General features: G+C 66.6%; 17 protein-coding genes and 1 pseudogene. 16 read left to right on the top strand and 2 right to left on the bottom strand.

Features of this window, described 5'->3' with window-relative positions:
* Window positions 1-3 precede the first annotated feature (3 nt).
* From B3587_RS06970 to B3587_RS06895, 16 genes are all read left to right on the top strand, one after another.
* A complete protein-coding gene (locus B3587_RS06970; protein WP_292727443.1) occupies window positions 4-978 on the top strand; it encodes an AAA family ATPase in 975 nt (324 codons plus the stop codon).
* An 83-nt stretch (window positions 979-1,061) separates the two neighbouring features.
* A complete protein-coding gene (locus B3587_RS06965) occupies window positions 1,062-2,210 on the top strand; it encodes a DUF58 domain-containing protein (protein ID WP_292727441.1) in 1,149 nt (382 codons plus the stop codon).
* Entirely contained in the window at window positions 2,207-4,495 is a 2,289-nt protein-coding gene (locus tag B3587_RS06960; RefSeq protein WP_292727439.1) for a transglutaminase domain-containing protein, read from the top strand. The genes B3587_RS06965 and B3587_RS06960 overlap by 4 nt, the downstream gene beginning before the upstream one ends.
* Complete coding sequence (locus B3587_RS06955; protein ID WP_292727437.1) at window positions 4,492-5,295, top strand: PP2C family protein-serine/threonine phosphatase; 804 nt, start codon at window positions 4,492-4,494, stop codon at window positions 5,293-5,295. The genes B3587_RS06960 and B3587_RS06955 overlap by 4 nt, the downstream gene beginning before the upstream one ends.
* Window positions 5,289-6,575 carry an FHA domain-containing protein gene (locus tag B3587_RS06950; protein ID WP_292727435.1) on the top strand — a complete coding sequence of 429 codons (1,287 nt, stop codon included), beginning with the start codon at window positions 5,289-5,291 and terminating at the stop codon, window positions 6,573-6,575. The genes B3587_RS06955 and B3587_RS06950 overlap by 7 nt, the downstream gene beginning before the upstream one ends.
* A complete protein-coding gene (locus B3587_RS06945; protein ID WP_292727434.1) occupies window positions 6,575-8,155 on the top strand; it encodes a serine/threonine-protein kinase in 1,581 nt (526 codons plus the stop codon). The genes B3587_RS06950 and B3587_RS06945 overlap by 1 nt, the downstream gene beginning before the upstream one ends.
* Before the next feature lie 41 nt (window positions 8,156-8,196).
* Entirely contained in the window at window positions 8,197-8,913 is a 717-nt protein-coding gene (locus B3587_RS06940; RefSeq protein ID WP_292727455.1) for a hypothetical protein, read from the top strand.
* The gene (locus B3587_RS06935; protein WP_292727432.1) at window positions 8,910-13,346 is read left to right on the top strand and encodes an FtsK/SpoIIIE domain-containing protein; all 4,437 of its coding nucleotides are present in this window, start codon (window positions 8,910-8,912) and stop codon (window positions 13,344-13,346) included. The genes B3587_RS06940 and B3587_RS06935 overlap by 4 nt, the downstream gene beginning before the upstream one ends.
* 138 nt (window positions 13,347-13,484) lie before the next feature.
* A complete protein-coding gene (locus B3587_RS06930) occupies window positions 13,485-13,754 on the top strand; it encodes a WXG100 family type VII secretion target (RefSeq protein WP_292727431.1) in 270 nt (89 codons plus the stop codon).
* A gap of 65 nt (window positions 13,755-13,819) precedes the next feature.
* Window positions 13,820-14,743, top strand: a complete 924-nt coding sequence (locus B3587_RS06925) for a hypothetical protein (protein ID WP_292727429.1) — start codon at window positions 13,820-13,822, stop codon at window positions 14,741-14,743.
* A 57-nt stretch (window positions 14,744-14,800) separates the two neighbouring features.
* On the top strand, window positions 14,801-16,060 hold the full coding sequence (locus tag B3587_RS06920; protein WP_292727427.1) for an alpha/beta hydrolase: 1,260 nt from the start codon (window positions 14,801-14,803) through the stop codon (window positions 16,058-16,060).
* A 10-nt stretch (window positions 16,061-16,070) separates the two neighbouring features.
* Entirely contained in the window at window positions 16,071-17,486 is a 1,416-nt protein-coding gene (locus B3587_RS06915) for a hypothetical protein (protein WP_292727425.1), read from the top strand.
* Window positions 17,486-18,703, top strand: a complete 1,218-nt coding sequence (locus tag B3587_RS06910) for an FHA domain-containing protein (RefSeq protein ID WP_292727424.1) — start codon at window positions 17,486-17,488, stop codon at window positions 18,701-18,703. The genes B3587_RS06915 and B3587_RS06910 overlap by 1 nt, the downstream gene beginning before the upstream one ends.
* A gap of 1 nt (window position 18,704) precedes the next feature.
* Window positions 18,705-19,259 carry a hypothetical protein gene (locus B3587_RS06905; RefSeq protein WP_292727422.1) on the top strand — a complete coding sequence of 185 codons (555 nt, stop codon included), beginning with the start codon at window positions 18,705-18,707 and terminating at the stop codon, window positions 19,257-19,259.
* On the top strand, window positions 19,256-20,152 hold the full coding sequence (locus tag B3587_RS06900; protein WP_292727420.1) for a hypothetical protein: 897 nt from the start codon (window positions 19,256-19,258) through the stop codon (window positions 20,150-20,152). The genes B3587_RS06905 and B3587_RS06900 overlap by 4 nt, the downstream gene beginning before the upstream one ends.
* 5 nt (window positions 20,153-20,157) lie before the next feature.
* A complete protein-coding gene (locus B3587_RS06895; RefSeq protein ID WP_292727418.1) occupies window positions 20,158-21,132 on the top strand; it encodes a hypothetical protein in 975 nt (324 codons plus the stop codon).
* A gap of 1 nt (window position 21,133) precedes the next feature.
* On the opposite strand, the gene B3587_RS06890 is transcribed toward B3587_RS06895, so the two are convergent.
* Entirely contained in the window at window positions 21,134-22,747 is a 1,614-nt protein-coding gene (locus B3587_RS06890) for a VWA domain-containing protein (protein ID WP_292727416.1), read from the bottom strand.
* Between the two features lie 87 nt (window positions 22,748-22,834).
* Window positions 22,835-23,377: pseudogene (locus tag B3587_RS06885) on the bottom strand (hypothetical protein); the annotation flags it as partial.

The following is a 23,377-nucleotide window of genomic DNA, read 5'->3' as shown; positions in this document are numbered from 1 at the left end:
CACATGACACTCACACAGGAACAGGCGACGTGGTTCGCCGAGACGTTTCAGCGGCTCAGTGACAACGTCGGGCAGGCGGTGCTGGGCAAGCCCGACGTCATCCGGCTCGTGCTCACCGCGATGCTCGCCGAGGGGCACGTGCTCCTCGAAGATGCACCGGGAACGGGCAAGACGCAGCTCGCGAAAGCGCTCGCCGCGACCGTGCAGGGCACGAACAGCCGCATCCAGTTCACGCCCGACCTGCTGCCCTCCGACGTCACCGGTGTGACGATCTACGACCAGCAGGCGCACAAGTTCAGTTTCCACAAGGGGCCGATCTTCGCCTCGATCGTGCTGGCCGATGAGATCAACCGGGCGAGCCCGAAGACGCAGTCGGCGCTGTTGGAAGTCATGGAGGAGGGCCGCGTCACGATCGACGGTCAGGCCCACGAGACGGGCCGGCCGTTCATGGTGATCGCGACGCAGAACCCGATCGAGCAGGCGGGAACCTACAAGCTCCCCGAAGCTCAGCTCGACCGGTTCCTCATCAAGACCAGCATCGGTTACCCCGATCTCGCGTCGGCGGAGCAGATCCTCAGCGGTACGGCGACTCGCGATCGCTCGGCGGCCATCAGCCCCGTCATCACGACATCCGCCGTCGCTGAGATCGCCGACCTGCTCACCAGCGTCCACGTGGACTCAGCTGTTCTGCGGTTCACGGCCCAGCTCGCGGAAGAGACCCGCGCGGACGCGAACACGCGCCTGGGTGTCTCAGTGCGCGGAATGCTCGCGATGATCCGCGCCGCGAAGGTCTGGGCAGCCGAAGAAGGCCGCACATATGTGCTGCCCGATGACATCAAGGCGCTTGCCCAGCCGGTATGGGCCCACCGCCTGGTCATGGACCCCGAAGCCGAGTTCGCTGGAGTGACGGCATCCTCAGTGATCGGTCGTGTGCTCGCCGATGTCGCAGCCCCGCAGTCGAGGACGACCGCGGCATGATCCGTCGGGCGGGCGACCTCTGGTCGCGGCATGTGGCACCTGGGTTGCGAGGCCTCGCACCCGTCGTGCGGCGTGCTGCGACGGTGCTGAGCATCGGCACGGTGCTCGGCTGGTCGGTTGCCGCCCTCGGGGCTGTCAGCGCGATTGCCGCGGTGATCCTGGGTTGGAACGAGATGCTCGCCATCGCGATCGTCTGTGGTGTCCTGCTGGTGATCGCCGTGCCGTTCGTGCTGCGCTCTGCCGCCTACCGGGTCAGTGTGGAACTCGCATCCGCCCGCGTCGTGGTGGGAGAGCCGGCCGTCGGCAGACTGATCGTCGCCAACACGGCTGCCCGTCGCTCACCGTCGACTCGCGTGCTCTTGCCCGTGGGCACAGCCCGGCCGGAGTTTCCCGTGCCCCCGCTGGATCCGGATGCCGAGCACGACGACCTGTTCACGATCCCGACCCAGCGTCGGGCCGTTCTCACACTGGGTCCTGTTACGTCGGTCAGAAGTGACCCGATCGAGCTGCTGCAGCGGCGGGTGCGGTGGACCGAGCCGACCGACCTCTACGTGCACCCGCGGGTGATTCCGCTCGACGGCGATACGACGGGCATCCTGCGGGATCTCGAGGGTCTGCCCACGCGCGACCTCGCCGACGATGACGTGTCGTTCCACGCCCTCCGTGAATACGTGCCCGGCGACGATCTGCGACACGTCCACTGGAAGTCGACTGCGCGCACGGGTGTGACGATGATCCGCCAGTTCGAGCAGACGCGTCGCTCGCACCTCGTCGTCGCGCTCTCCACTCGCGCTGACGAGTACGACAGCGATGACGAGTTCGAGCTTGCGGTGTCGATCGCGGGCTCTGTCGGAGTATCGGCGATCGCGAGCGGCAAGACAGTGTCGTTGCTCACCCCACGCCGCACGGTCGGGCCGCGATCGGGAACACAACTTCTCGATCTGCTCTCAGGGGTCGAGAGTGCAGAGGGCGACGCCGGGATCGGTGAACTCGGTCGCACGGTGGCCACCACGGCGGCGGGAGCGTCCGTGGTGATCTTCGTCACGGGATCACAAGCGGCGCCGGTCGACATGCGTGCCGCCGCGGTGCGGATTCCGGTCACCGCACGCGCCCTGGGCCTGCGTGCCGCGGAGACCGAACGGCTCTCGCGCCGCGTCATTGGTGACCTGGCACTCGCGAGCGTCCCCGACCTGTCTTCGCTGCGCAGCGCCATGCGGGCGGTGACGGCATGACGCTCGCGCGGGCATTCGGCAACGCCGGTGCTATCGCGGCGCTGACGCTGGTCGCTCTCGTGCCGTTGTCGGCGGCCTATGCCGACGCCGACTTCTGGGTCACAGCCGTCGGCGGCACGCTCCTGGGCTCAGCCCTCGCCGTGCTCGGGTGGCGACTTACGTGGCATCCGCTGACGGTGGCAGCAGCGACTGCCGCGGCGTACTTCGTGTTCGGGGGCGCACTGGTCTTCCGTAGCATTTCGCTGGTTGGTTTCGTCCCCACGATCGACGTGCTTGCGTCGCTGGCCGCCGGCGCGGTGCAGTCGTGGAAGCAGGCGCTCACCCTGCAGACGCCGTTTACGGGCTTCGAACAGCTCGGCATCGTTCCGTACGTCGCGTCGCTGGTCGTGAGTGTGGTGGGCGTGAGCCTCGCGCTTCGCCTGTCTTGCACCTATGGCTGGGCGCTCGTGGCTCCCGGGGGGCTTCTCGTGCTCTCGGTCGCCTTCAGTACCTACCAGGGACGTTTCCCCGGCGTCGTCGGGGCGCTATGGGTTGGCGGTGCGCTGGTGTGGGTGCTGTGGCGTGCCGCGCTTCGCCGGTCGGACGCCGCACTTGGCGATTCAGACGAAACAGTGACGCGGAGGCGAAGCGCCGGGCGAATAGCTCCTGTCGCCGGAATTGTCGTCGTCGCGCTTCTGGTCGGGGCGGGGGCCGCGAGTGCGGCATCCGCCGGAAACCGCGAAGTTCTGCGCGACCACATCATTCCGCCGCTGGACCTGCGTGACTACGCGTCGCCGCTCACGATGTATCGGAAGTACGAACGCGACGGGTCCGACGTGACGCTGTTCACGGTGCAGGGGCTGCCCGCAGGAGTGCCGATCCGTCTCGCGACACTCGATCTCTATGACGGTGTCGTCTACAAGGTCTCGGGCTCGGGCGGTGCGGGGTCGGGCGTCTTCTCTCGGGTCGGCCGGGAAATCGGATCATCGGTATCGGGTGAGCCCATCTCGCTCACTATCGATGTCGATCAGCTCTCGGGCGTGTGGCTCCCGACGGTCGGTTATGCCTCGGGTGTGAGGTTCGAGGGTGACGACGCTGCGACGCTGAGCGGCGCCCTCCACTACAACAGCGCCACGGGAACCGCGATCGTCACGAGCGGGCTTGCGACCGGCGATGTCTACGAACTGGAGGTAGTTGTTCCGCCGACGCCGTCGGAAGATGAACTCGCTGATGCTGCCATCGCACCGATCACCACACCTGCGCCCCTGATTGTTCCCGATGAGGTTACGTCTCTCATTGAGAAGGTCACGGCGGGGGCGACGACGCCTGTCGAACAGGTGCGCGCGATCGAGGCCTATTTTCAAACGACCGGCTTCTACAGCAGTGGCCTCGAGGGCCAGGCGATCTCTCGCTCGGGACACACCATCGATCGCGAGTCCGAGCTGCTTGGGGGCACCCAGATGGTGGGCGATGACGAGCAGTATGCCGTGGCCATGGCGCTCATGGTCTCGCAGCTGGGGATACCGGTGCGTGTGGTGATGGGGTTCGCAACGGACACGGTTTCGGACACGGTGGCCGTGACCGGTGACCAACTGGCGGCCTGGGTGGAAGTGCCGTTCGAGGGTCTCGGCTGGGTGGCGTTCGACCCGACGCCGTCCGAGGATCGCATCCCGCAGGAGGAGACGCCGCAGCAAAGCCAGAAGCCGCAGGCTCAGGTGGCGCAGCCTCCGCAGACCCCGCAAGAACCGGCCGAGCTGCCACCGACGAGCCCGCTGGAGGAGTCCGAGCAGACCGAGAACCCGGTGGATCTCGGATGGCTGTGGGCATCGCTGCGCATCACCGGTAGCGCGCTACTGCTGCTGGCGATCGTGCTGGGACCGTCGGTGGCGCTCGGCATCGCGCGCGCTACCCGTCGTCGTCGCCGCCGGGGAGCTGCGACCAGTGTGGATCAAGTCGATGGCGGCTGGGCGGAGTTCATCGATGCGGCCACCGATGTCGGCGCGCCGCTCACCCCGGGTGCGACGCGTCGGGAACAGGCCCGCAGCATCGACGAGGTGTACCCGCGGGTTGCCGTGGCTGAGTTGGCAGTTCGTGCCGACGCCGCCGTGTTCGGTACGGAAGAGCCGGCGCCCGGCGATGTCGAAAGGTTCTGGCAGGTCGTCGACGAGGCCACGTCAACCCTGCGTAGTTCGGTGCCGTGGCATCGGCGGCTGTTCGCGCGGGCTTTTCCCGGGTCGGTCGTGCGTCGCATCCGGGTGCCGAGATGGCGGCGGGGTTCGCGTCGCGCGGGGGAGGACCAAGCATGACGCGTGCTCTCGAACTGGCGTGGGGTGTGGGAAGCGACCGGGGTCTGCGGCGGGCAGTGAACGAGGACTCGTTCTTGGCGACGCCACCGCTGTTTTTGGTGGCCGACGGAATGGGTGGGCACGAGGCCGGCGCTGAGGCCAGCCGCGCCGCAATCGAGGGCTTCCGTGCACTCGCCGGGCGGGATTCGGTTTCGGTGGAGGAGATCGAGGCGGCTTTCGTGGACGCGGTCGCGGGAGTGTCGGCGATCGTCACCGAGCGCGCTGCAGCAGGCACCACTCTTGCGGGAGCAGCCGTGTGCGAGCAGGGCGGTGAGGTCTATTGGCTCGTTCTGAACATCGGGGACTCTCGCACCTATCGCTTGCAGGGCGGTACCCTCGAGCAGATCAGCGTCGATCATTCCGCAGTTCAGGATCTCGTCGAGCGCGGTGAGCTCGCGCAAGAGGATGCCGAGAGGCATCCGGAGCGCAACGTGGTGACACGAGCGGTCGGTGCGGGATCTGTGGGCGTGCCCGACTATTGGCTACTCCCGGCGCGGGCCGGGGATCGGCTGATGATCTGTTCGGATGGCCTTCCGAAAGAGTTGTCCTTCGATCAGATCCTCGAGGCGCTGCGCGCCGAGGTGTCACCCCAGGCCGCCGCGACGCGGCTCGTGCACGAAGCACTGGTACACGGCGGACGCGACAACGTCACCGTCGTCGTGGTCGACGCGCATGGCGCGTTGGACGAGACCGACGACGAACAGACGCAACCCGTTGCTAGCCCCGTGCCGTCAACCCAGACGAAGGAGTCGACATGGTGACCTATCTTCCCGGTGAGGATTTCCTCGCCGTCGCGGGCGGCGGACTGGTGCTGGTGTCTGGTGAGCTCTCTCCGGATGCTGTGACGCGCATCTGGAACGACATGCGCGACGGGGATGCGTTCGCGGCTGTGCTCAGCGTGCTTCTGGAGACAGTCGGTCCCAATATGGCCGCCTTACCGGACTTCGTGGTCGTCACGATCACGCCTGGTGGCGCCCGCGTCATTGTCCGGGGTTCGCGCTTCGTGCGTGTGACCACCGAGCACGGCGCGCGGGAAGAGGTCGGGGCGTTGGGTGTTGCCACGTGGACCGATCGAACGATCGCGGACGCCACCGCTATCGAGATCGGCCCGGAGGGTGCTGGGCAACCGCTCCCCGTGCGCGATGGTGTCGTTCGGGCGTCGCGGGCGTCGTGGGTGCGGGGCGACGCCGTCGTGGCCGAGACTTCTGCCACTGCACCGGTGGTTGAGCCGACACCAGTGGTCGAGGCGGCGCTTCCGGTTGAACCCGTCACGCCCGCGACAGCGACTCCGGTGACGGAGCCATCCCCGAGTGAAGAGACTCTTCTTCCCGCGGCATCCGACACCGTGGTCTCCGTTGAACCCGCCGTCGAACCGGCCGGCGAACCCTCCGTCGAGGTGAGTGCCTACGACGACCTGATCTTCGGAGAGACACGGATCTCGAGCGTCGAGGATGCTGCGGTGCGCGTCGATGTCGAGGATCACGCCGCCGCCGGGATCGTGAGTGGCATCCCCTCCTCGCGTTCGGCAGCGCACTCAACTGCGCCACCGCCACCGCCACCGCCGCCGCCGCAGTCGGTGCAGCCATCGATGCAGCAGGGCGATCATGACGGCGAGACGATCTCTGCCGAGCAACTGGCCGCGCTTCGTGCTCAGTTGGGCGGGGGCGGGGTCCCGAAACCAGCTGGCGCTGCGGGAACCCCGGCGAGCCCTGCCGTGCTTCGCGTCTCGACGGGCGAGCGGGTGGTTCTTGATCGCAGCGCGGTCGTTGGGCGTCGCCCCCGAGCCGTTCGCGCGACGGGGAGTGTGCCGCACCTCGTTACGGTGTCAAGTCCCGAACGCGAAGTGTCGAGTAGCCACATCGAACTGCGCGTCGAGGGAACGGATGTCGTTGCTGTCGATCTCGATACAACCAATGGCACGCGTTTGCTGCGCATCGGTTCAGATCCGGTGAGGATGCACCCGGGCGAGCCCACCCTGCTGGTCAGCGGTGATCAGCTGGATCTCGGCGATGGCATCGTCCTCGAGTTCGAGGGGCTCTGATGGCCTCGCGACCTCCCTCACAGCCTCCTGCTCTGCCGGGGTTTGAGTACGTCAGACTGCTCGGTTCCGGAGGGTTTGCCGACGTCTTCCTCTATCAGCAGCTTCACCCACGACGTCAGGTTGCCGTCAAGGTGCTCCTCAAGGACAGACTGGGTACCACGTCTGCTGAAGGCTTCACGGAGGAAGCCAACCTCATGGCGCAGTTGGCGAACCATCCGTCGATCGTGTCGGTGTACCAGGCGGGCGTCTCCGGCGATGGTCGGCCCTACCTGGTGATGGAGTTCTGCTCGAAGCCCAATCTGCAGGCGCGGCACCGGCGGGAGCGGTTCTCAGAGGCCGAAACCTTGCGGGTCGGCATCCAGATCGCGGGAGCCGTCGAGACCGCTCACCGGGCGGGGATCTTGCACCGTGACATCAAGCCCGCGAATATCCTCGTCACGGACTTCGGGCGCCCGGCCCTGACCGACTTCGGGATCTCGGCGACGACGAGTGACGCGCTGTCGGGCATGAGTATCCCGTGGTCCCCGCCAGAGTCGCTGCGGATGCCGCCCGAGGGATACCCGTCATCGGATGTCTATTCGCTGGCCGCGACGCTCTACACGCTTCTGACCAATCGCAGTCCCTTCGAGATTCCCGGCGCATCCAACACCGAACTCGACGTCATGGCTCGCATCCAGTCGATGCCGCTCCCCAGGACCGGCCGTGCCGATGTGTCGGAGCAGCTTCAGAACGTGCTGGCTCGGGCGATGGCGAAGGACGCTCGGGAGCGGTACTCGTCGGCGATCGAGTTCGCGAGGGCGCTGCAACGGGTGCAGATCGAGCACGGGATGCAGGCAACGCAGATCGATGTCATCGAGGATGAGCTGCTTGAGGACGATGACGCCGACGGCGAAGAGCGGACTCGGTTCCGCGGAGTGACAAGCATCGACGCCCAGGCGTCGGTAGCCACCGCACCGCCGCGCGGCGCTGCCTCTGGACCCAGCGCGCTTGCACCGTCGCCACCACCCGTGCTCGATGCAACGGTGACGCGTCAGCCCGCGGCATCCGCCGGGGAACTGCGGACGCAGCCTGGTGCGCCGGTCGTGCCGTCAGCGCCGCCCCTGAACGAGACGATCGTCCGACCCGCTGCGCCGGTCGAAGCCGATCCGGACACCGCGGTGGTGCCTCGGAAGGGGCGCTGGGGATGGGTTATCGGTGTTGGTGCGGGTCTGATCGTGGCTGCGGGCGTTGCTCTCGTGCTGGTCTGGGGGGCACCTGATTCTCCCGCCCCGGCCGACGCACCGTCGACGCCGGTGCCGGTAGACGCCGTCGATGAAACTGCAGCGCCCGTCGTTGAGGACCTGACGGGGGCCGCGACCGAGACGGGAGTCTCCTTCACCTGGACTAACCCCGATCCGGAACCGGGAGATGTCTACTTGTGGCGGCCGATCACTGTCGGTGAAGACGTGCCGTTCGAGGAGACGACAGAACCCAGCATCATCACTGCTCCAGACCCGTCTGGCCGCACCTGCATCGAAGTGGTGTTGCGCCGGGCGAACGGGGTGTCAGCACAGGATCCCGTTCAGGGGTGTGTGCCGTGAGTACGCAGGATCCTGTCGGACTTCCCGAGTCGAGTGCCGCGATCGAGCAAGCCCCTGAGGTTGATTCGGGTGCCGTCGCGGTGGAGTACTGCGGTGAGTGGTTCACGGTGCCCGAAGGGGCTCAGTTCACGATTGGCCGGGAGGGAGACCTGTCGGTTGATGACAACCCGTTCCTGCATCGCAAGTTGCTGCGGATCCGGGCTTTTGAGGGTATCTGGCTGCTCGAGAACGTCGGCGCGCGCCTTGCCGTCACGGTCACCGATCGCGCTGGTCGACTGCAGTCGTGGCTAGCGCCGGGGGGGCGTCTTCCGCTCGTGTTCGGCCGCACGACGGTGGTATTTACGGCTGGGCCTACGACCTATGAGGTCGCGCTGCATGTTGCCGAACCGATGTTCGTGGAAACCCAACGGACCGCGGGAGAAGGAACAACAACGATCGGTGATGTCACCTTCACGCTGTCGCAGCGGCAGCTGATCGTCGCGCTCGCCGAGCCCCTGCTCGCGCGAGAAGGAAGCGGGATGGGCGAGATTCCGACAAGCGCAAAGGCTGCCGCGCGTCTCGGATGGAACATCACTCGGTTCAACCGGAAGCTCGACAACGTGTGCGACAAGCTCGACCGGGCTGGCGTGCAGGGGCTCCGCGGCGGAGTGCGGTCGTACGCCACGAACCGGCGCATCCGCCTCGTCGAGTATGCGCTCGCGGCGCGACTCGTGACCCGCGCCGACCTGGCGCTGCTTGACCTGGAGGCTGACGAGTGAAGCTGAAACTCACCCTGCGGCGTCCGGCGGGGGCGGTTGATCTCACTGTGACGGCCGATGCGACGGCGACGGTTGCTGATGTGGCGCGTGTGCTGACGGTTGCTGACCCGCAGGGGGCTGCAACGCCGACGTCGAGTCGCTTCACCCTCGCGGTCGTCGACCCCGCGGCGGGGCACGCACAGCTGCGCACTCTGCATGCGGACGCGCCCCTCGCGGAGTCCGGCATCCTCTCCGGCGCGACAGTGCATGTCGTCGCAGAGTCGAGCGCTTTCGTGCCAGCGGGGCCAGGGGGTCCTGCGCTAGCGACGTTACGTGTACTGACGGGACCGGATGCCGGGCGCGAGTTCGCCCTGCCCGCCGGGGCGAGCACAGTCGGTCGCGACCGCGGTGCGGATGTGCGGCTTAGTGACCCCATGGTCTCCAAGGTGCACGCCCGGATCAACGTTGCCGACACCATCGAGATCCTCGATCTCAACTCGGCGAACGGGGTGATCGTCGGTGGAGGAGCTGTCGTCCGTTCGCCGCTGGCTGCGAACGATGTCGTGCTGCTCGGAGACACGTCGTTGTGCGTCATGCGTACCCAGCAGGCGCCAGTGCAGTCTCAGGCGGCGCAAATCGATCACGTTCGTTCGCCGCGCGTGGTGCCGCGTTTTCCCGGTGAGGAGTTCGTAGCCCCTCAGCCACCCAAGCTGCCTCAACGCCAGCGCTTCCCGCTGATCGCCCTGGCGGCCCCACTCATCATGGGCGCCGTGCTGTGGGCGATCACCCAGCAGATCCTCGGCGTCATCATGATGGCGATGAGTCCCTTGCTCTTGGTTGGTGCCTTCGTCGACCAGAGCTTGACAGCCAAGCGTGAGCTGAAAGCGCAGCGCAAGGTTTTCGACGAATCGATGCTGCGCACCCAGGAGCGACTAGAAATCGCGCGCGACGAGGAGCGGCGGGCTCGGCTGGCGGAGTTCCCCACCACGGCGAGACTGTGTGCCGAAGCGGCCCGGCTGGGTCCGTTGCTGTGGACGGAGCGTGCGGAGTCCGAGCGCTTCCTCGCCATCAATGTCGGTATCGGACGAGCTCAGGCGCGCAACCAGGTGGTGCTGCCTCAGACCCAGGACACACTCCCCGAGTGTTGGGACCAGCTCCTCGCCCTCCAGCACGAGTTCGCCACCATCGACGGTGTTCCGCTTAGCGTGGATCTCACTCTTTCAGGGTCGTTGGGGTTCGCCGGTCCGGAAGAACTCATGCGGGGCGTCGCGCGGGCTGCCGTTGCGCAGGCGGCGATCCGTCACTCACCCGCAGATGTGGCCATCGCTGCGGTGGTGTCGCCGCTGAGCGCCGCCGACTGGGACTGGATCAAGTGGCTTCCGCACGCCTCCTCATCGCACAGTCCGCTCGAGGGCATGCACTTTGCTGCGGGGCGCGGTGAGGCTGGGGCTTTATTGGCGCGCATTGAGGGTCTGATCGACACTCGTCTGGAGGGGCCTGCCGAGCGTCGGGGTGCGCTCGATCCCGAGAAGCCCAGTGATCGACCGGACCCGATCGCGCCCGCGCTTGTGCTCATCGTTGAGAACGGTGCACCTGTCGATCGGGCGCGACTGACGCGCGTGGCCGAGAAGGGGCCTGATGCCGGCATCCATGTGATTTGGTGCGCGCCCCGCGTCGAACAACTGCCTGCCGCGTGTCGCAGTTTCGTCGTTATCGACGCGGCGTCCTCGTCGGGTGCGGTCGGTCAGGTGCGGTTGGGGGAGCGCACCTCGCCGGTGGCGACGGAGCAACTCGATGTGGCGGCGGCTGAGGGCTTGGCCAGGCGCCTCGCGCCGGTCGTTGATGTCGGTGTGCCGGAAGCGGATGACTCCGACCTTCCCCGTTCTGTCGCGTATCCGACGCTCGCCGGGATGGAGATTCTGGATGCGCCGGACGCGATCGTGGAGCGGTGGCGTCAGAACGGTTCGCTCGCGGTGCGAGATGGCAGCCCGCCGGTGCGTCGCAAGAAAGAAGGCAACCTACGCGCGGTTGTCGGACATGCGGGCTCGGAACCGTTCGTGCTCGATCTGCGCGCTGATGGACCGCACGCCCTGGTCGGTGGCACGACGGGCGCGGGAAAGTCGGAGTTTCTGCAGTCCTGGGTTCTTGGGATGGCTGCGGCGCACAGTCCGGATCGCTTGACGTTCCTCTTCGTGGACTACAAGGGTGGCTCGGCCTTTGCGGACTGCGTCAGCCTCCCCCACACGGTCGGTCTGGTCACGGATCTCTCGCCCCACCTCGTCCGCAGGGCTTTGACGTCGCTGCGTGCCGAGCTCCGGTACCGCGAGCACGTCCTCAACGCGAAGAAGGCCAAAGACCTCGTCACGCTCGAGAAGACCGGCGATCCGGATTGTCCACCGAGCCTCGTGATCGTCGTCGACGAATTCGCCGCCCTGGTTCAGGAGGTGCCGGAGTTTGTCGATGGCGTCGTGGACGTCGCTCAGCGCGGTCGCTCACTGGGGCTTCACCTGGTGCTCGCCACCCAGCGGCCGGCGGGAGTGATCAAAGACAATCTGCGGGCAAATACGAACCTGCGGATCGCACTGCGGATGGCTGACGCCGATGACTCGGTCGACATTCTCGGTGACAAGCTCGCCGCGTACTTCGACCCCTCGATCCCCGGTCGAGGTGCGGCAAAGCGGGGGCCGGGACGGCTCACCAGCTTTCAGACCGGCTACGTTGGCGGGCATACGACCGGGCAGGCGCCCCCGCCGCGCATCGACGTGCGTGAGCTCGACTTCGGCTCTCACACGGTGTGGGAGATGCCCCGCGTTGAATCGGCGGAAGAGTCGGATGCTGGGCCGACCGATATCTCTCGGATCGTTGCGACTGTGAGCGCTGCGGCCGAGACGGCGACCGTGCCTACCCCGCGCAAACCGTGGCTGAATGAGTTGGCCGCGGTGTACAGCTTCAGCAAGCTCCCCAACCCGCGGACGGACGAGCGGCTTCCCCTCGGTGTGCTCGATGATCCCGCCACCCAGTCTCAGCCGACAGTGTTCTACGAACCGGATCGGGACGGGAACCTGGCGATCTATGGCACCGGAGGGTCGGGCAAGAGTACGGCCCTTCGCACGATCGCGGTTGCGGCCGCCGCGACGACCCGCAATGGCGGCCCTACCCACGTTTACGGCCTGGATTTCGGTTCGCGCGGTTTGAGCATGCTCTCCGATCTGCCACACGTCGGCGGAATCATCTCCGGAGACGACGAGGAGCGCGTCATCCGTCTGATCCGGATGCTGCGCGACATCGTCGACGACCGAGCTACGCGCTACGCAGCCGTAAACGCTGACACGATCGGCGAGTTCCGCAGAATCGCTCAAGCGCCGAATGAGCCGCGCATTCTGCTGCTCGTTGACGGTATCGGAGCCTTCAAGGAGCAGTACGAGTTCGGGCCAGTGAACCTCTCGGTCTGGTACACGGCATTCGCGCAGATCGCGGCTGACGGGCGAGGGCTCGGCGTCCACATTGTCGTTGCTGGCGATCGACCCAATTCCGTTCCCAACTCAATCGCATCGACCGTGCAGCGGCGAATTGTCTTGCGTATGGCGAATGAGGACGAGTACATGATGCTCGGGGTAGCCAAGGACGTCCTCGACTCGAGTTCGCCGGCTGGACGCGGGATTATCGACGATAACGAGGTCCAGATCGCGATCCTCGGTGAGAGCAGCAACGTTGCCGTGCAAGCTCGCGAGGTCAAGCATCTGGCTGCTGCTGTCGAACGGCTGGGTGGTGTACGTCCCGCTCCAGTTCTCCGGCTTCCCGACCACGTCGCGTTGGCGGACCTGCCCGCTGGCGCTCCCGGCCATCCGATCATCGCGCTGGACGATGTTTCGCTCGGGCCGTTGGCGGTCTCAGCCTCCGGCACCCTTCTCATCGCGGGGCCTCCGGGGAGTGGTCGAACCACAGCTGTGCGGACGCTCGCGGCTGCAATCGAACGCAGCGATCCGTCAGTGCACAAAATCCTCATCTCGCCCCGGCGCACGCCGACCTCGCGGGTCTCGTGGAGCGAGGCGGCGGTCGGTCCGGATGAGGCATCTGCAATCGCGCAACGCCTCACGACGGCCGCTGAGAGCGCTCGCCTGGCTCCCACGGCGGTCTTCATCGAGTCGCTGCCTGAGTTCACCGGCACCGCCGCGGAGTTCGACCTCGAGAGACTCATCCGCGTGTTGGCGCGGGAGGGACACACGGTCGTCGGCGAAGGAGAAACCTCGACGTGGTCGCAGGCGTATACGTTGGCGAGCCCGATGAAGGCGGGCCGTCGCGGGCTTCTCCTCGTTCCTGGGGAGATGGACGGCGAAACGCTCATGGGGACGTCGCTGGGGCGGCTCCGCCGGGTGGACTTCCCCGCGGGTCGCGGGTTCCTCGTCGTGAACGGGCGGGCCACGAAGCTGCAGGTTGCGCAGGTGGGTCCGTGATTGCGCCGGTCAGGATGGGGATTCCTCTCCATCGACGTGCGCCAAGGGGCGCCATAGCTTTGCCTCATCGCGCCAGCGGGGGCGAACAAAGGGGGACTCAAGGTGGGTTCCACACCATGAATAAGAAGGAGAAGGACCATGGCCGTTTGGGGACTTGACGTTCAGCAGGTTCGACAGCTCAGCACCCAGCTGAACCAGAAGGCAGCGGACATCGACAGCATCCTGTCGACGCTCACGAGCGCGCTCGATGCGACGCAGTGGGAAGGACCGGATGCGACCCAGTTCCGCAGCGAGTGGAGCGGGCAACACTCGGCGTCGCTTCGTCGCGTGGCAGAAGCACTTCGCGATGCGGCGTCCAAGGCGTCGCGGAACGCGGCAGCTCAGGAGCAGACGTCCACCAACGCATGATCGCGAGGCGGTGGGAGGTCGAGCAAGAGTCGGCCTCCCTCCGCGCGCACTAAGAGGGAGTGCCGATGAGCACGATGTATGGAGCGGATGTCGCGCAACTACGCAATCTGGCCCGGCAGTTCGACAGTGCCGCGAGCCGCCTCGACGACGACCGCAAGGCAGTCGGTAGTGCCATCCAGATCAGCGCCTGGGTCGGGCCTGTGGCGTTGCACTTCCGGGCGCAATGGGATTCGGACCACAGTCGCCGTCTGCATGACGCCGCCGAGCGGCTTCGGGATGCCGCGGCGACGCTACGAAGCAACGCCGACGATCAGGAGCGCACCAGCGCGGTGAACGGCGGGTCGGGTTCGCGGTCCGCGTCAAGCCACTCTGACGATCCTGGCTGGGAGGGGACGGCTGAGGATGCCGAGCGATTCGAGAGGCTGCTCGATGAGATCAAGATCGCGGGAACGATCGTCGGAACTGTCGGCGACGGTTCCGAACTGATCGACGCCCTGCGGGCAGGAGCCATCGATTACAAGTCCTTCGGCGAATGGGCATCGAAAGTCAAGGGGATGGACGCGGGAGCCCTGCTCAGTCTTGCGGGCATGGGAATCACCGCGAAGGAGCTGGGCGAGGCCATCGGTTCGGACGATCCGGCAGCCATCTTCGAGTCGAGCCTCGACCTCATCATGGGGGCGGTGGGAGTGAAAGTACCGGGCGCAGGTCTCGCGTGGGACATCGGGAAATTCCTCGGGGAGTCGGGTTACAACTCCGTACAGACGTTCTACGACTCCCCGGGTGGAGCGCTCGACTTCGCAGCCCGTCAGGTGTTCGGCGACGGGGCCACTTTCGAGGGCCTGAGCCAATTCGATCGCGACATTCTCATGAAGCGCTACGACGGCATGGGGGGCCTTCTCGTCGGCTTCGTCGACACTGTCGGTGGTACCTGGGACGACTTCTGGAAATTCGTCGGAGGAGGGCCGGGTCGCGGTCCGGCCGGGTCGTAGCCGGGAAGTGCGAGTGGTGTTGCGAAGCATGGGTCGGTGTGAAGAGCCGGTGTCAGGATGAGTATGTACGGTGCGGACGTCGCGCAGCTCAGGGAGCTCGGACGCCGATTCGAGGACGCCGCCGCGAGGCTGGAAGCGGGACGGATGTCGGTCGCCGACGCGATCCAGATCAAGGCATGGTTCGGGCCCGCGGCGATCGCCTTCCGGTACGAGTGGGAATCAGCCCATAGTCGTCGGATCCTCGATGCCGCCGAGCGGCTGCGGACCGCGGCGGCCGTTCTGCACAGCAATGCGCTCGAACAGGAGCGGACCAGCGCGGTCAGTGCCGCGGGCAGTGGGGCGACGGCGCGGCCACGGGTCGATCGCCCAGGCAGCTCGCTGGCAGCCAAGTGGGATGCCATGACCAACGAGGAGCGGCGGCGGCTTCCGTTGTCTCAGTTGACGGACGTCTACAGCTACGCGCCTTCGCTCCCGGCCCGCGTGCGCGACGAGGCGAATAGGATCGCCCTGGAGCGGTACTCAACGATGCCGTGTCCGGCGGGGCCCGAGGCTGCGGTCGACCGGTACAGGCGGATGCTCGTCGCGACCGAGCAGGTGCAGGCGGCCCTCCGCGAGCATCCCGATGCACAGTTGCTCGTCTTCGATCCGGGCAGTGGTGACAGTGTCCACGTGGCGATCTCTCTCGGCGACATGGACACCGCTGACAACGTTGCCGTGTACACACAGGGTTGGACGTCTCGCGCTGACAAGGAGGGCGGGCTATCGGACCCGTTGGCCCAACTCGCTGCTCTGCGTGGTCATGCCGGGGGCGAGACAGCGATGGTGCTCTGGATGGACTACGACGCACCACAGAATCAGCCCTCTTTCGGGGATGTCTTCGGCATCGCAAACGCTCAGCAGACCCAGTACGGCGAGGCGGGTGCGGGACGTCTGGCGGACTTCGCCGAAGGCATCCGCGGGAACAATCCCGATGCACGTATCACCGCGCTGGGCCATTCTTATGGTTCCTACGTCACAGGACTCGCGGCCCAGCAGACTGATGTCTTCGACGCCGTCGTCGTCTTCGGCAGCCCGGGCGTCGGCGCATCGAGCCTTGACCAGCTGAATGTCGGACCGAACTTCTACGTCATCGAGGCGCCGGGGGACATCATCGCCGACTCGGGTCAGTTCGGTGCTGACCCGAGCAGCATCCGCGGTGCGAGACGCATCGGGGCGGATCCCATGCCTCAGTTCTTCATCGCTGCGCACGAGAGCTACTTGCGCGAGGGTAGCGCGAGTCAGCAGGGAATCGCGGATGTGGTGGCGGGGAGACGGTGAGGAGACACTCATGGAACTGACGCCGGAGATAGAGCCAGCCGAACTCGCGCGGATCGCGGCGCGGCGGCCCGATCTGCAGGCGGAGGTCGCGCGGCATCCGAACGCCTACGCTGAACTGCTCGATTGGTTGGCACAGTACGGCGTCGAAGAAGCGAAGCTGGCGGTTGCTGAGGTGCGGGCCGCTAGAAGCTCGTCCGTTTCTATCTCGGAACAGCACGCGGGCGATGGATCATCCGCGGATGCGTCGGACGTGGACGACGCGTCCGAGGTCACACCCGTCGCCGACCCGAAACCTCACGAGGTCGTGCAGCGCAAGGCGCCATCACGACGCCAGTGGGTCGCTTTCGGCGCTCTGGCTGGCGTCGTGCTGGTGACCGCAGCCGTATGGATGGGCGTGAGCCTGACCGCGAGCAATGCTCGTGCAGCGGAAGAGGCCCAGGCGGTCGCCGACGAAGCGGCGAAGCAGCACGAGATTTCGTTGCGAAACACCAAGATCGCCATCCGTGTGATCACTGATTCGGGCGTAACTGCGGCCGGCATTCTGGTCCGGGTAACCGGTGATGATTTCTCGGATCAAGTCACCGTGACGAGCGCCGGGAACGGGACCGTAGTGGTGGGCGCGGCCGGGTCATTCGTCGTCACACTCGACGAAGAATCCATGCCGGAGGGGTATTCACTGCTGTCGGACGCTTCTCAGACGGTGTACGCGAACCTCGGAGTGACGTCTTCGGTGACGTTCGAGATTGACGCGCCCGATCCCGAACCCACCGAAGAACCGGAGGTAGCACCTCCTGCGCCGAAGGCGCAATGGTCGTTTGCCACCTCCGCGGGATACAGCTACGACCTCGACATCCAGGTTGGACGTCCGACGACGAGCGGCGCGAACGGAAAGACCACTATCGGCACAGGACTAGACGCCACATCCACGCCCAACAACATCGGCGCAGGGTGCACTGACTTCGACCCGAGCACGGACATCGCTGTGCCGCTTGTGATCACACTGCGTCCGACCACTGCCGGCTTCGATACGCCGATGACGGCAAGTTTTCGCGTCGAGCATGTCCCTGCGGCCGACGAGCCGCGTAACGCCACACCCCCCGAGTCGTTCATGACGGCGTTCGTTGTGTCCGAGCAGTTCTACTCAACCGGGCCGGAGTGCACGGATTGGGGAAGGTGGACGAACACCACAGAGAGGGTGAACGTGTCGTGGAATGAAGGGCTGGCTGAGGGAAGCCGCGGCGTGTTCAACATGACGGTAATCGTCAAGAACTACAAGACACCGAATCACCCGGGTGGGGATCCCGCAATTCTGGATTGGCTATCTATCGCACCGATCGATAGCGCGACAGCGGTCGATTCCGTCGGGATCTACACCAGACAGAGCGGGCCGAAGGCGGTCACGCTAGCGGGAAAGGTCGTGGAGTGATGGCCAAGCCTCACAAGTACGCGTGGAACGGGTTGGATGCCGAGACGGCGCTTCCCATCGAGACCGTCGCCAACATGGCGCAGCGGGCGGCGCTGGAGAGCACAGGGGACCTGCTGAAGGGCAAGCACCGGATCGTGTCGGTGAAGTCGACCGATCGCTCGATCGAGTTCCGCATCAACGACTTCCTCATCTCGTTCAACAAGCTGCTCCTGTTCACACTGACGTTTACCGAGCGCAACGGTCGGGTCTTCGCCTCGACCTCTATCGATTGGTATCTCACGTCGCAGACCACCGTCGGCGGGTTCATTCCGGTGAGTGCGAAGACGATGGTGGCCCACCACACGTTCATGCAGTTCGTCCGCAACCTCGCGGCACAGATTGCCGCGGCGGACCCCACCGCGCGCATCACCATGCGCGAAGGTGTGCAGGCGGTCGCCGGGGCATCGGCGCCCTCGATCTCGTCGTCCCCGCCCACGCCTGCCGCCGCGGTTCCGCCGGTTCCGCCGCCACCCCCTGCTCCAGCGGCTGCCGCGGTCCTGCCTCCGCCCGCGGCTCCGATCCCTGCCGTACCTCCGCCGCCTCCGGCGTCGGCTTCCGTGCCTGCCGTGCCTCCTCCGCCTCCGCCCCCGCCTGCTGCGGCTGCTCCGCCTGCTGCGGTTCCGCCGGTTCCGCCGCCGCCCCAGATCGAGGATGCGGCTCTCGTCACCGGCATTCCGGGCACGAATCCGCCTGCATCGCAGGGCACGCCCCCCGCCGAACCGGTCCCGATGCCTTCGCCGGCAGGGCCGGCCTCTCCGGCACCCAACCCGATCGCGGCGCAGATGTTCGCGGAGGACGAGGACCTCGAGTCCACTCGGATGAGTCAGTCCCAGGGGGAGGCGAAACCGTGGCTCGTCGTGCTCGACGACGGTCGCGAGGTCGGCATCCGTGGGAACGGGGTCGTGCTGGGACGCCGCCCCTCGGTGCCGGAGTCTCATCCGAGGGCTGCCCCGCTGGCCGTCGACGACCCGTTCAAGTCGGTGTCGAAGACGCACGCCGTCGTCGCGGTCGACGGGGGGATGCTGTGGGTCACCGATCTGCATTCCACCAACGGCACGAAGGTGACCAACGAGATCGGCGAGGCCACGTCGTGCCCGCCGGGAGTAGCGATGCCGGCGGGCACGGGATGGAGTATCTCGATGGGGGAGTTCACGATGCGAGTACGGCTGGGGGAGTGACATGTGGAGCATCTACGACACGCTGATCCTGATCACGGGACTGCTCACGGCGGGCATCGCGGCGATACCGATCGAGGCAATCGAGAAGAAGACCCGGATGGTCGCGCTCGCCGTCGGTGTCGGACTCGTGCTGCTCTCGTTCGTACTGGGGAGCCTCCAGTCCTTCCAGTACCCCGGACTCGTCGTGATCGCACCTGTCATCCCGCTTGTCGCCGCGGGCGCGATCATCAAACACGCAAAGGATGTCGAGAAGTTCCGCGCGACAGTAGGAGAAGTCGAGAGAGTTTCGTTGCCGGAGGCGGCTGGAGCGCTGCGCCAGGAGGTGACGGCGGATCCGCTGCCACCGGCCGGATCCGGCGCACGCGAAGAGTCGTGGGCTGCGCTGTTCGATCCGGAGACCCGTCCCGACCGTCTTGCGGCGATCGCCGCCCGGCACCCGGAGTTCGCGCCGCAGATCGCCGTGCACCCGCAGTGCTATCCAGACCTGCGGGAGTGGGCGCTGTCGGCCAGCCCCGGGCGATCGAGACCGGTCGCGGACGCGGGCGGTGTTGGATGAGCGAGGGGATCGTCGACGGCAGTGCGCGCGACGCGGCCTGGTACGCGCTGCACTCCGCCGACACGGATGCCGCGCGCCTCGCGCGAATCGCGGAGGTCTATCCGGAGTTCGCGCCCCAGATCGCGGTCCATCCGAACGCCTACCCGGAACTGGTCGCATGGGCTGCGTCCTACGGCCCATCCGCTCCTGCGGCACCTGATTCCAACCCGCCTGCCGCCGCGGGAAGTGTCGTCGCCGCTTCCGGGATTCCAGGGCAGCCCGGGAACGCTGCGCAGCCCGGATACCCGTCGGCCGCACACCCCGTGCTCGCGCGACCCCCGCGCAACACGGGGCTGTGGTTCTTCGCGTTTCTCTTCGTCGCCGCCGGGCCGATCGCGGCCTCGATGATCGCGCTCAACCTGCCGTTGTCTCTCGACGGCACCTTTCCGGCCTACGCCTTCCTGCATGCGGTCGGTCCGCTGGCGATGCTGATCCCGATCCTCGTGAGCGCCCCTGCTGGCGGGAAGCCCCTCGCGGGCGCCCTGCTCGCGGTGCTCGCCGCCGTCGCAGGGGTGCTCGGCGTGGGCTTCTCGGCGCAGCTCGGCCTTCTCGGGGGCATCCCGATCATCGCGCTGTTCCTTGCGTGGGCCCTCTGTCGCCCCCTCGTTGGTTGGGGTTACGCCGGGCTCCTGGTACTCGTCCCGCTCGAGATCGTCGTCGGGCTCTTCGGCATCTTCATCATGTTCCAGCTCGCGTACACAGGACTGGGCATCCAGACCGCGTTGTTCATCTACGCGCTCGTACTCAACTTCGTCATTCCCCTTCTCGTCGCACTGCTCGCGACCGCGTGGAGCAACGCGAGCGAGCGGCGCCGCGCCGTTGCGACGGTTCCCGCCCAGGGGGCCCGGGGGTAAGCGCGGTGGATCGCTCCGAGGCCTGGCGGCTCCTGCACGAGCCAGAGACGGATGCTGTGACCCTGGCGACCATCGCCGCGGAGCATCCGGAGTTTGCTGAGAAGATCGCGGCCCACCCCCATTGCTACGAGGCTCTCGCGTTGTGGGCAGGGTCGGCGGTCGTTGGGGCGAAGAGTGCTGAGGTGCAGACCGAAGCTCCGCCGCAGGAAGCTCATGGTTCCGGCCGGCGCCGCCAAGGGATGGTGATCGCCACCGCCGTTCTCGTCGGGCTGCTCGCAGTGGGTGGCGGCGTATGGGCGCTGGCTGCTGTCAACGCGGGCGCCGGCACCGATCGGTCGGGATGGATGTCGGTGGGTTCCCCGACGACATCCACCGCGCCGGTGCTCGACGGCCCGCCCGTGTACGTCGGCGACGAGCTTACCTGGCTTCTCCCTGACGATACTGAGCTGCGGTCGCTGTTTCCCGGCATCGGAACGATCACGCGCGGTGCGGAGCTGAGCGGAATCGGCGAGACCGAGGGCGTCCATCCGGTCCCGGAGGACTGCTGGGTCTGGTACTGGGGTGACGATTGGGCTGTGACAGGGATACGCACCGCCTCCTGGAGTGCGGGGGATGTCTCCGTACGGGGGTTTCCGACTCCCGCCGAGGCCGAAGCGTTCTTTGCTTCTCACCGGGACACAATCGGGATATGCGCGGATTTCGCTGTGGCGGATTCGACTGGGACCGAATTCAGTCGCGTCACGGTCGAACCGCTTGCCGTCGCTGCTGAGATCGTCGACCTCATCGCCGTACACCGGGTCGAGCCCGGAGAGTATGGGGACGACAGCCTGCAGCTTCTCAGCCTCACGGGGAACACGGTTTCCCAGGTGCGCGTGGCGTGGAAGGAGACGTTCCGCGACGTGTCGACGCTCGCAGGTCTCATGGCGGCGACGCGTGACGAGGCGGCGGCGGAGCTTGTCGAGAGGATCGGGATCCGTTGACCTAGCCGAAGATGCCGCTGCGAGTGGCCGCAGAGAGTGTGCGGGTGGCGTCTTCAACGGTGATGGCGGTGAGCTCGAGGCCCGGCATTGTCTTCTCGATCGAGGAGTCTCCGAAGCCGGCTGATCCATATGCCGTGAACGTCAGCAGATGGCCCGAGCGGTCGGTAACGAGATAGTCCGTCCCGCCCGCGACGAGGTACGAGCGGTAGGTCCCCCCGGGGAAGGCGCCGGCGAGACCAGCACTCGGGTTGCCGAGTCGCATTCCGCGAGCATGCGGCAGGAACGCCCCCGGCGGTCCTGTCGCATAGCTGGACGGCGCTCGCGAGATCGAGATCGACTCGATTGTCCCCTCGGAGGTGAAAGCAAGGAGGCCAATCGATTCGATCTCCCATCTCCCATCGCCGGTCTCGATGAGTTCGGGGGCCGCGTCACGCGCCTCGGCTTCGGTCATCCCCAGCTCGAGAGGACCGATCCCGTCGAAGTCGATCTCCCACTGACCCGCGTCTGTCGCCGACGTCGACGATACGCATCGGCACACGATGATCGTGAGCACAGTGTCTGTGGCGGGGTCGTAGGTCACTCGGTAGCCGACACGGCTCCCGGGCTGAGCCTGGTAGACGACCGTGTTCACCTCGCCCGTGTCGGCGGTCACGGGTGCGCCGTAGGTGGCTTCGAGGGAGGCGAGCGTACTTCCGACCCCGAATCTCTCGGCGTTCGGGGTGGCTGTGTCAGCCGGAACGATCGAGTAGACGCGGTCGTCGCGCAGTTCGACAGTTCCCCAGCCGCAGTCGATCACGACGATGACCACGCCGTTGCGCCGATAGGTCTCGATGATCTCGGCCTCGCCGACGGTGCTCCGTACCTCGGCGAGCGTCATCCCGAGTTCGACGCCCTCGTAACCGCGGGCACTCAGTACTGTCCTGTCGCTGAGGGTGGCGGCCTTGAGGCGCGAGAGGAGCTCGTCGGGGTTGGACGCCGAGACAGCGGTGCCGCCGCCGACTCCGCCGATGCACGTCATCTGCTGCTGGGCTTCTTCGTCGTCGTCGACCCCGAACGCGACGACATTGATGTTCACGAGCGGGTTGTCGCGATGGAGCTCTGCTGCGACCTCGCAGGAGGTCGGCGGGGCGCAGGTGTCGACACCGTCGGAGATCAATACGATGTTGCCGGCCTGATCGGCGGGGAGCATGGACATCGCGATCCGCAGTGCGGGCCCGATCGGTGTGAAGCCGGACTGGGTGACGCTGTTGACCGACGCGGTGAGTGAATCCACATCGGCCGGTTGCAGGGGGGAGAGCGTTTTCACGTCCTGACAGCCTGCAGCGCGCTCCGCATCTGTGTTCCCCGTGCCGGTGCCAAAGGTGAGCAGCCCCACTTCCGCGTCGTTGGGGAGAGCGTCGATGGTCGCAACTGTCGCCCGCTTGGCTACCTCCATGCGGGTCACACCGGGGGACGCCTCGCGGATCATCGAGCCGGAGGCATCGAGGATGATGATCGTCGGTGGGATCTCGTCGCCCGCAGTCGCCCGAGCTATGGCGGGAGACATGCCGGTAATCGTCCCGAGCACAATCGTCACGGCGATCAGTGCCATCACGGATGTCAGAACGGATCTCATGTTGCGGCGCAACCCTTCCTCGGCCCCAGCATAGGGAGGGGGCGCGCCGACCTCGATGGGGAATCTTGCCCACCGGGACGAGTTGGGCTAACCCCCGTAGCGGGCGATCGTGCTGAGGAACTGGAAGGTTGCGAGGGTGATCCGGGCCGAGATGACGACCGCGACGATGATGCCGACGACCTGGGTGGCGATGAGGCCCCACAGGGGTCCCCAGCCGGTGCCGGTGCGGCGGATCGTGACGACGATGCGTCCGATGGGGTAGACGATCGACAGGAACATCCATGGCCAGGGGAACGGGCGGTCGATGCCGCGGTTACGGAGTTCGCGGTGGTCGAGGTACGCGAACCAGACGCTGAAGCCGTAGACCGCCCAGCCGAGGAGCATGATCCCCCACCACCACGGCGAGAAGAAGATGTCGAACGGCTGCATGAAGTTGTGGATCTGGGGCGGGGTCCCCGGCTGGGCGAAGGACTGAGCCATCCAGCCGTGCATCGTGAACATCGAGCGCCACGGCACGAGGAGAGCGGCCAGCGTCGAGACCAGCGGCAGCAGCACGATGAGCCAGATCCAGACGGTGTTCGTGTCGACGCCGGGGCTCTTGCGTGGTTCGGGTGCGGCGGCGGGAGCTGC

Origin of the sequence: Microbacterium sp. UBA837 (assembly GCF_002296025.1) — a bacterium.
Lineage (GTDB): Bacteria > Actinomycetota > Actinomycetes > Actinomycetales > Microbacteriaceae > Microbacterium.
The sequence above is the reverse complement of the archived record's forward strand: the minus strand, read 5'-3'. Positions and strand labels throughout refer to the sequence as shown.

Excerpts from the sequence above, each read along its gene's own strand:
- B3587_RS06970 (WP_292727443.1), top strand. The coding sequence starts at position 4 with ATGACACTCACACAGGAACAGGCGACGTGGTTCGCCGAGACGTTTCAG.
- B3587_RS06960 (WP_292727439.1), top strand. The coding sequence starts at position 2,207 with ATGACGCTCGCGCGGGCATTCGGCAACGCCGGTGCTATCGCGGCGCTG.
- B3587_RS06955 (WP_292727437.1), top strand. The coding sequence starts at position 4,492 with ATGACGCGTGCTCTCGAACTGGCGTGGGGTGTGGGAAGCGACCGGGGT.
- B3587_RS06950 (WP_292727435.1), top strand. The coding sequence starts at position 5,289 with ATGGTGACCTATCTTCCCGGTGAGGATTTCCTCGCCGTCGCGGGCGGC.
- B3587_RS06945 (WP_292727434.1), top strand. The coding sequence starts at position 6,575 with ATGGCCTCGCGACCTCCCTCACAGCCTCCTGCTCTGCCGGGGTTTGAG.
- B3587_RS06930 (WP_292727431.1), top strand. The coding sequence starts at position 13,485 with ATGGCCGTTTGGGGACTTGACGTTCAGCAGGTTCGACAGCTCAGCACC.
- B3587_RS06925 (WP_292727429.1), top strand. The coding sequence starts at position 13,820 with ATGAGCACGATGTATGGAGCGGATGTCGCGCAACTACGCAATCTGGCC.
- B3587_RS06920 (WP_292727427.1), top strand. The coding sequence starts at position 14,801 with ATGAGTATGTACGGTGCGGACGTCGCGCAGCTCAGGGAGCTCGGACGC.
- B3587_RS06915 (WP_292727425.1), top strand. The coding sequence starts at position 16,071 with ATGGAACTGACGCCGGAGATAGAGCCAGCCGAACTCGCGCGGATCGCG.
- B3587_RS06910 (WP_292727424.1), top strand. The coding sequence starts at position 17,486 with ATGGCCAAGCCTCACAAGTACGCGTGGAACGGGTTGGATGCCGAGACG.
- B3587_RS06905 (WP_292727422.1), top strand. The coding sequence starts at position 18,705 with ATGTGGAGCATCTACGACACGCTGATCCTGATCACGGGACTGCTCACG.
- B3587_RS06900 (WP_292727420.1), top strand. The coding sequence starts at position 19,256 with ATGAGCGAGGGGATCGTCGACGGCAGTGCGCGCGACGCGGCCTGGTAC.
- B3587_RS06890 (WP_292727416.1), bottom strand. The coding sequence starts at position 22,747 with ATGAGATCCGTTCTGACATCCGTGATGGCACTGATCGCCGTGACGATT.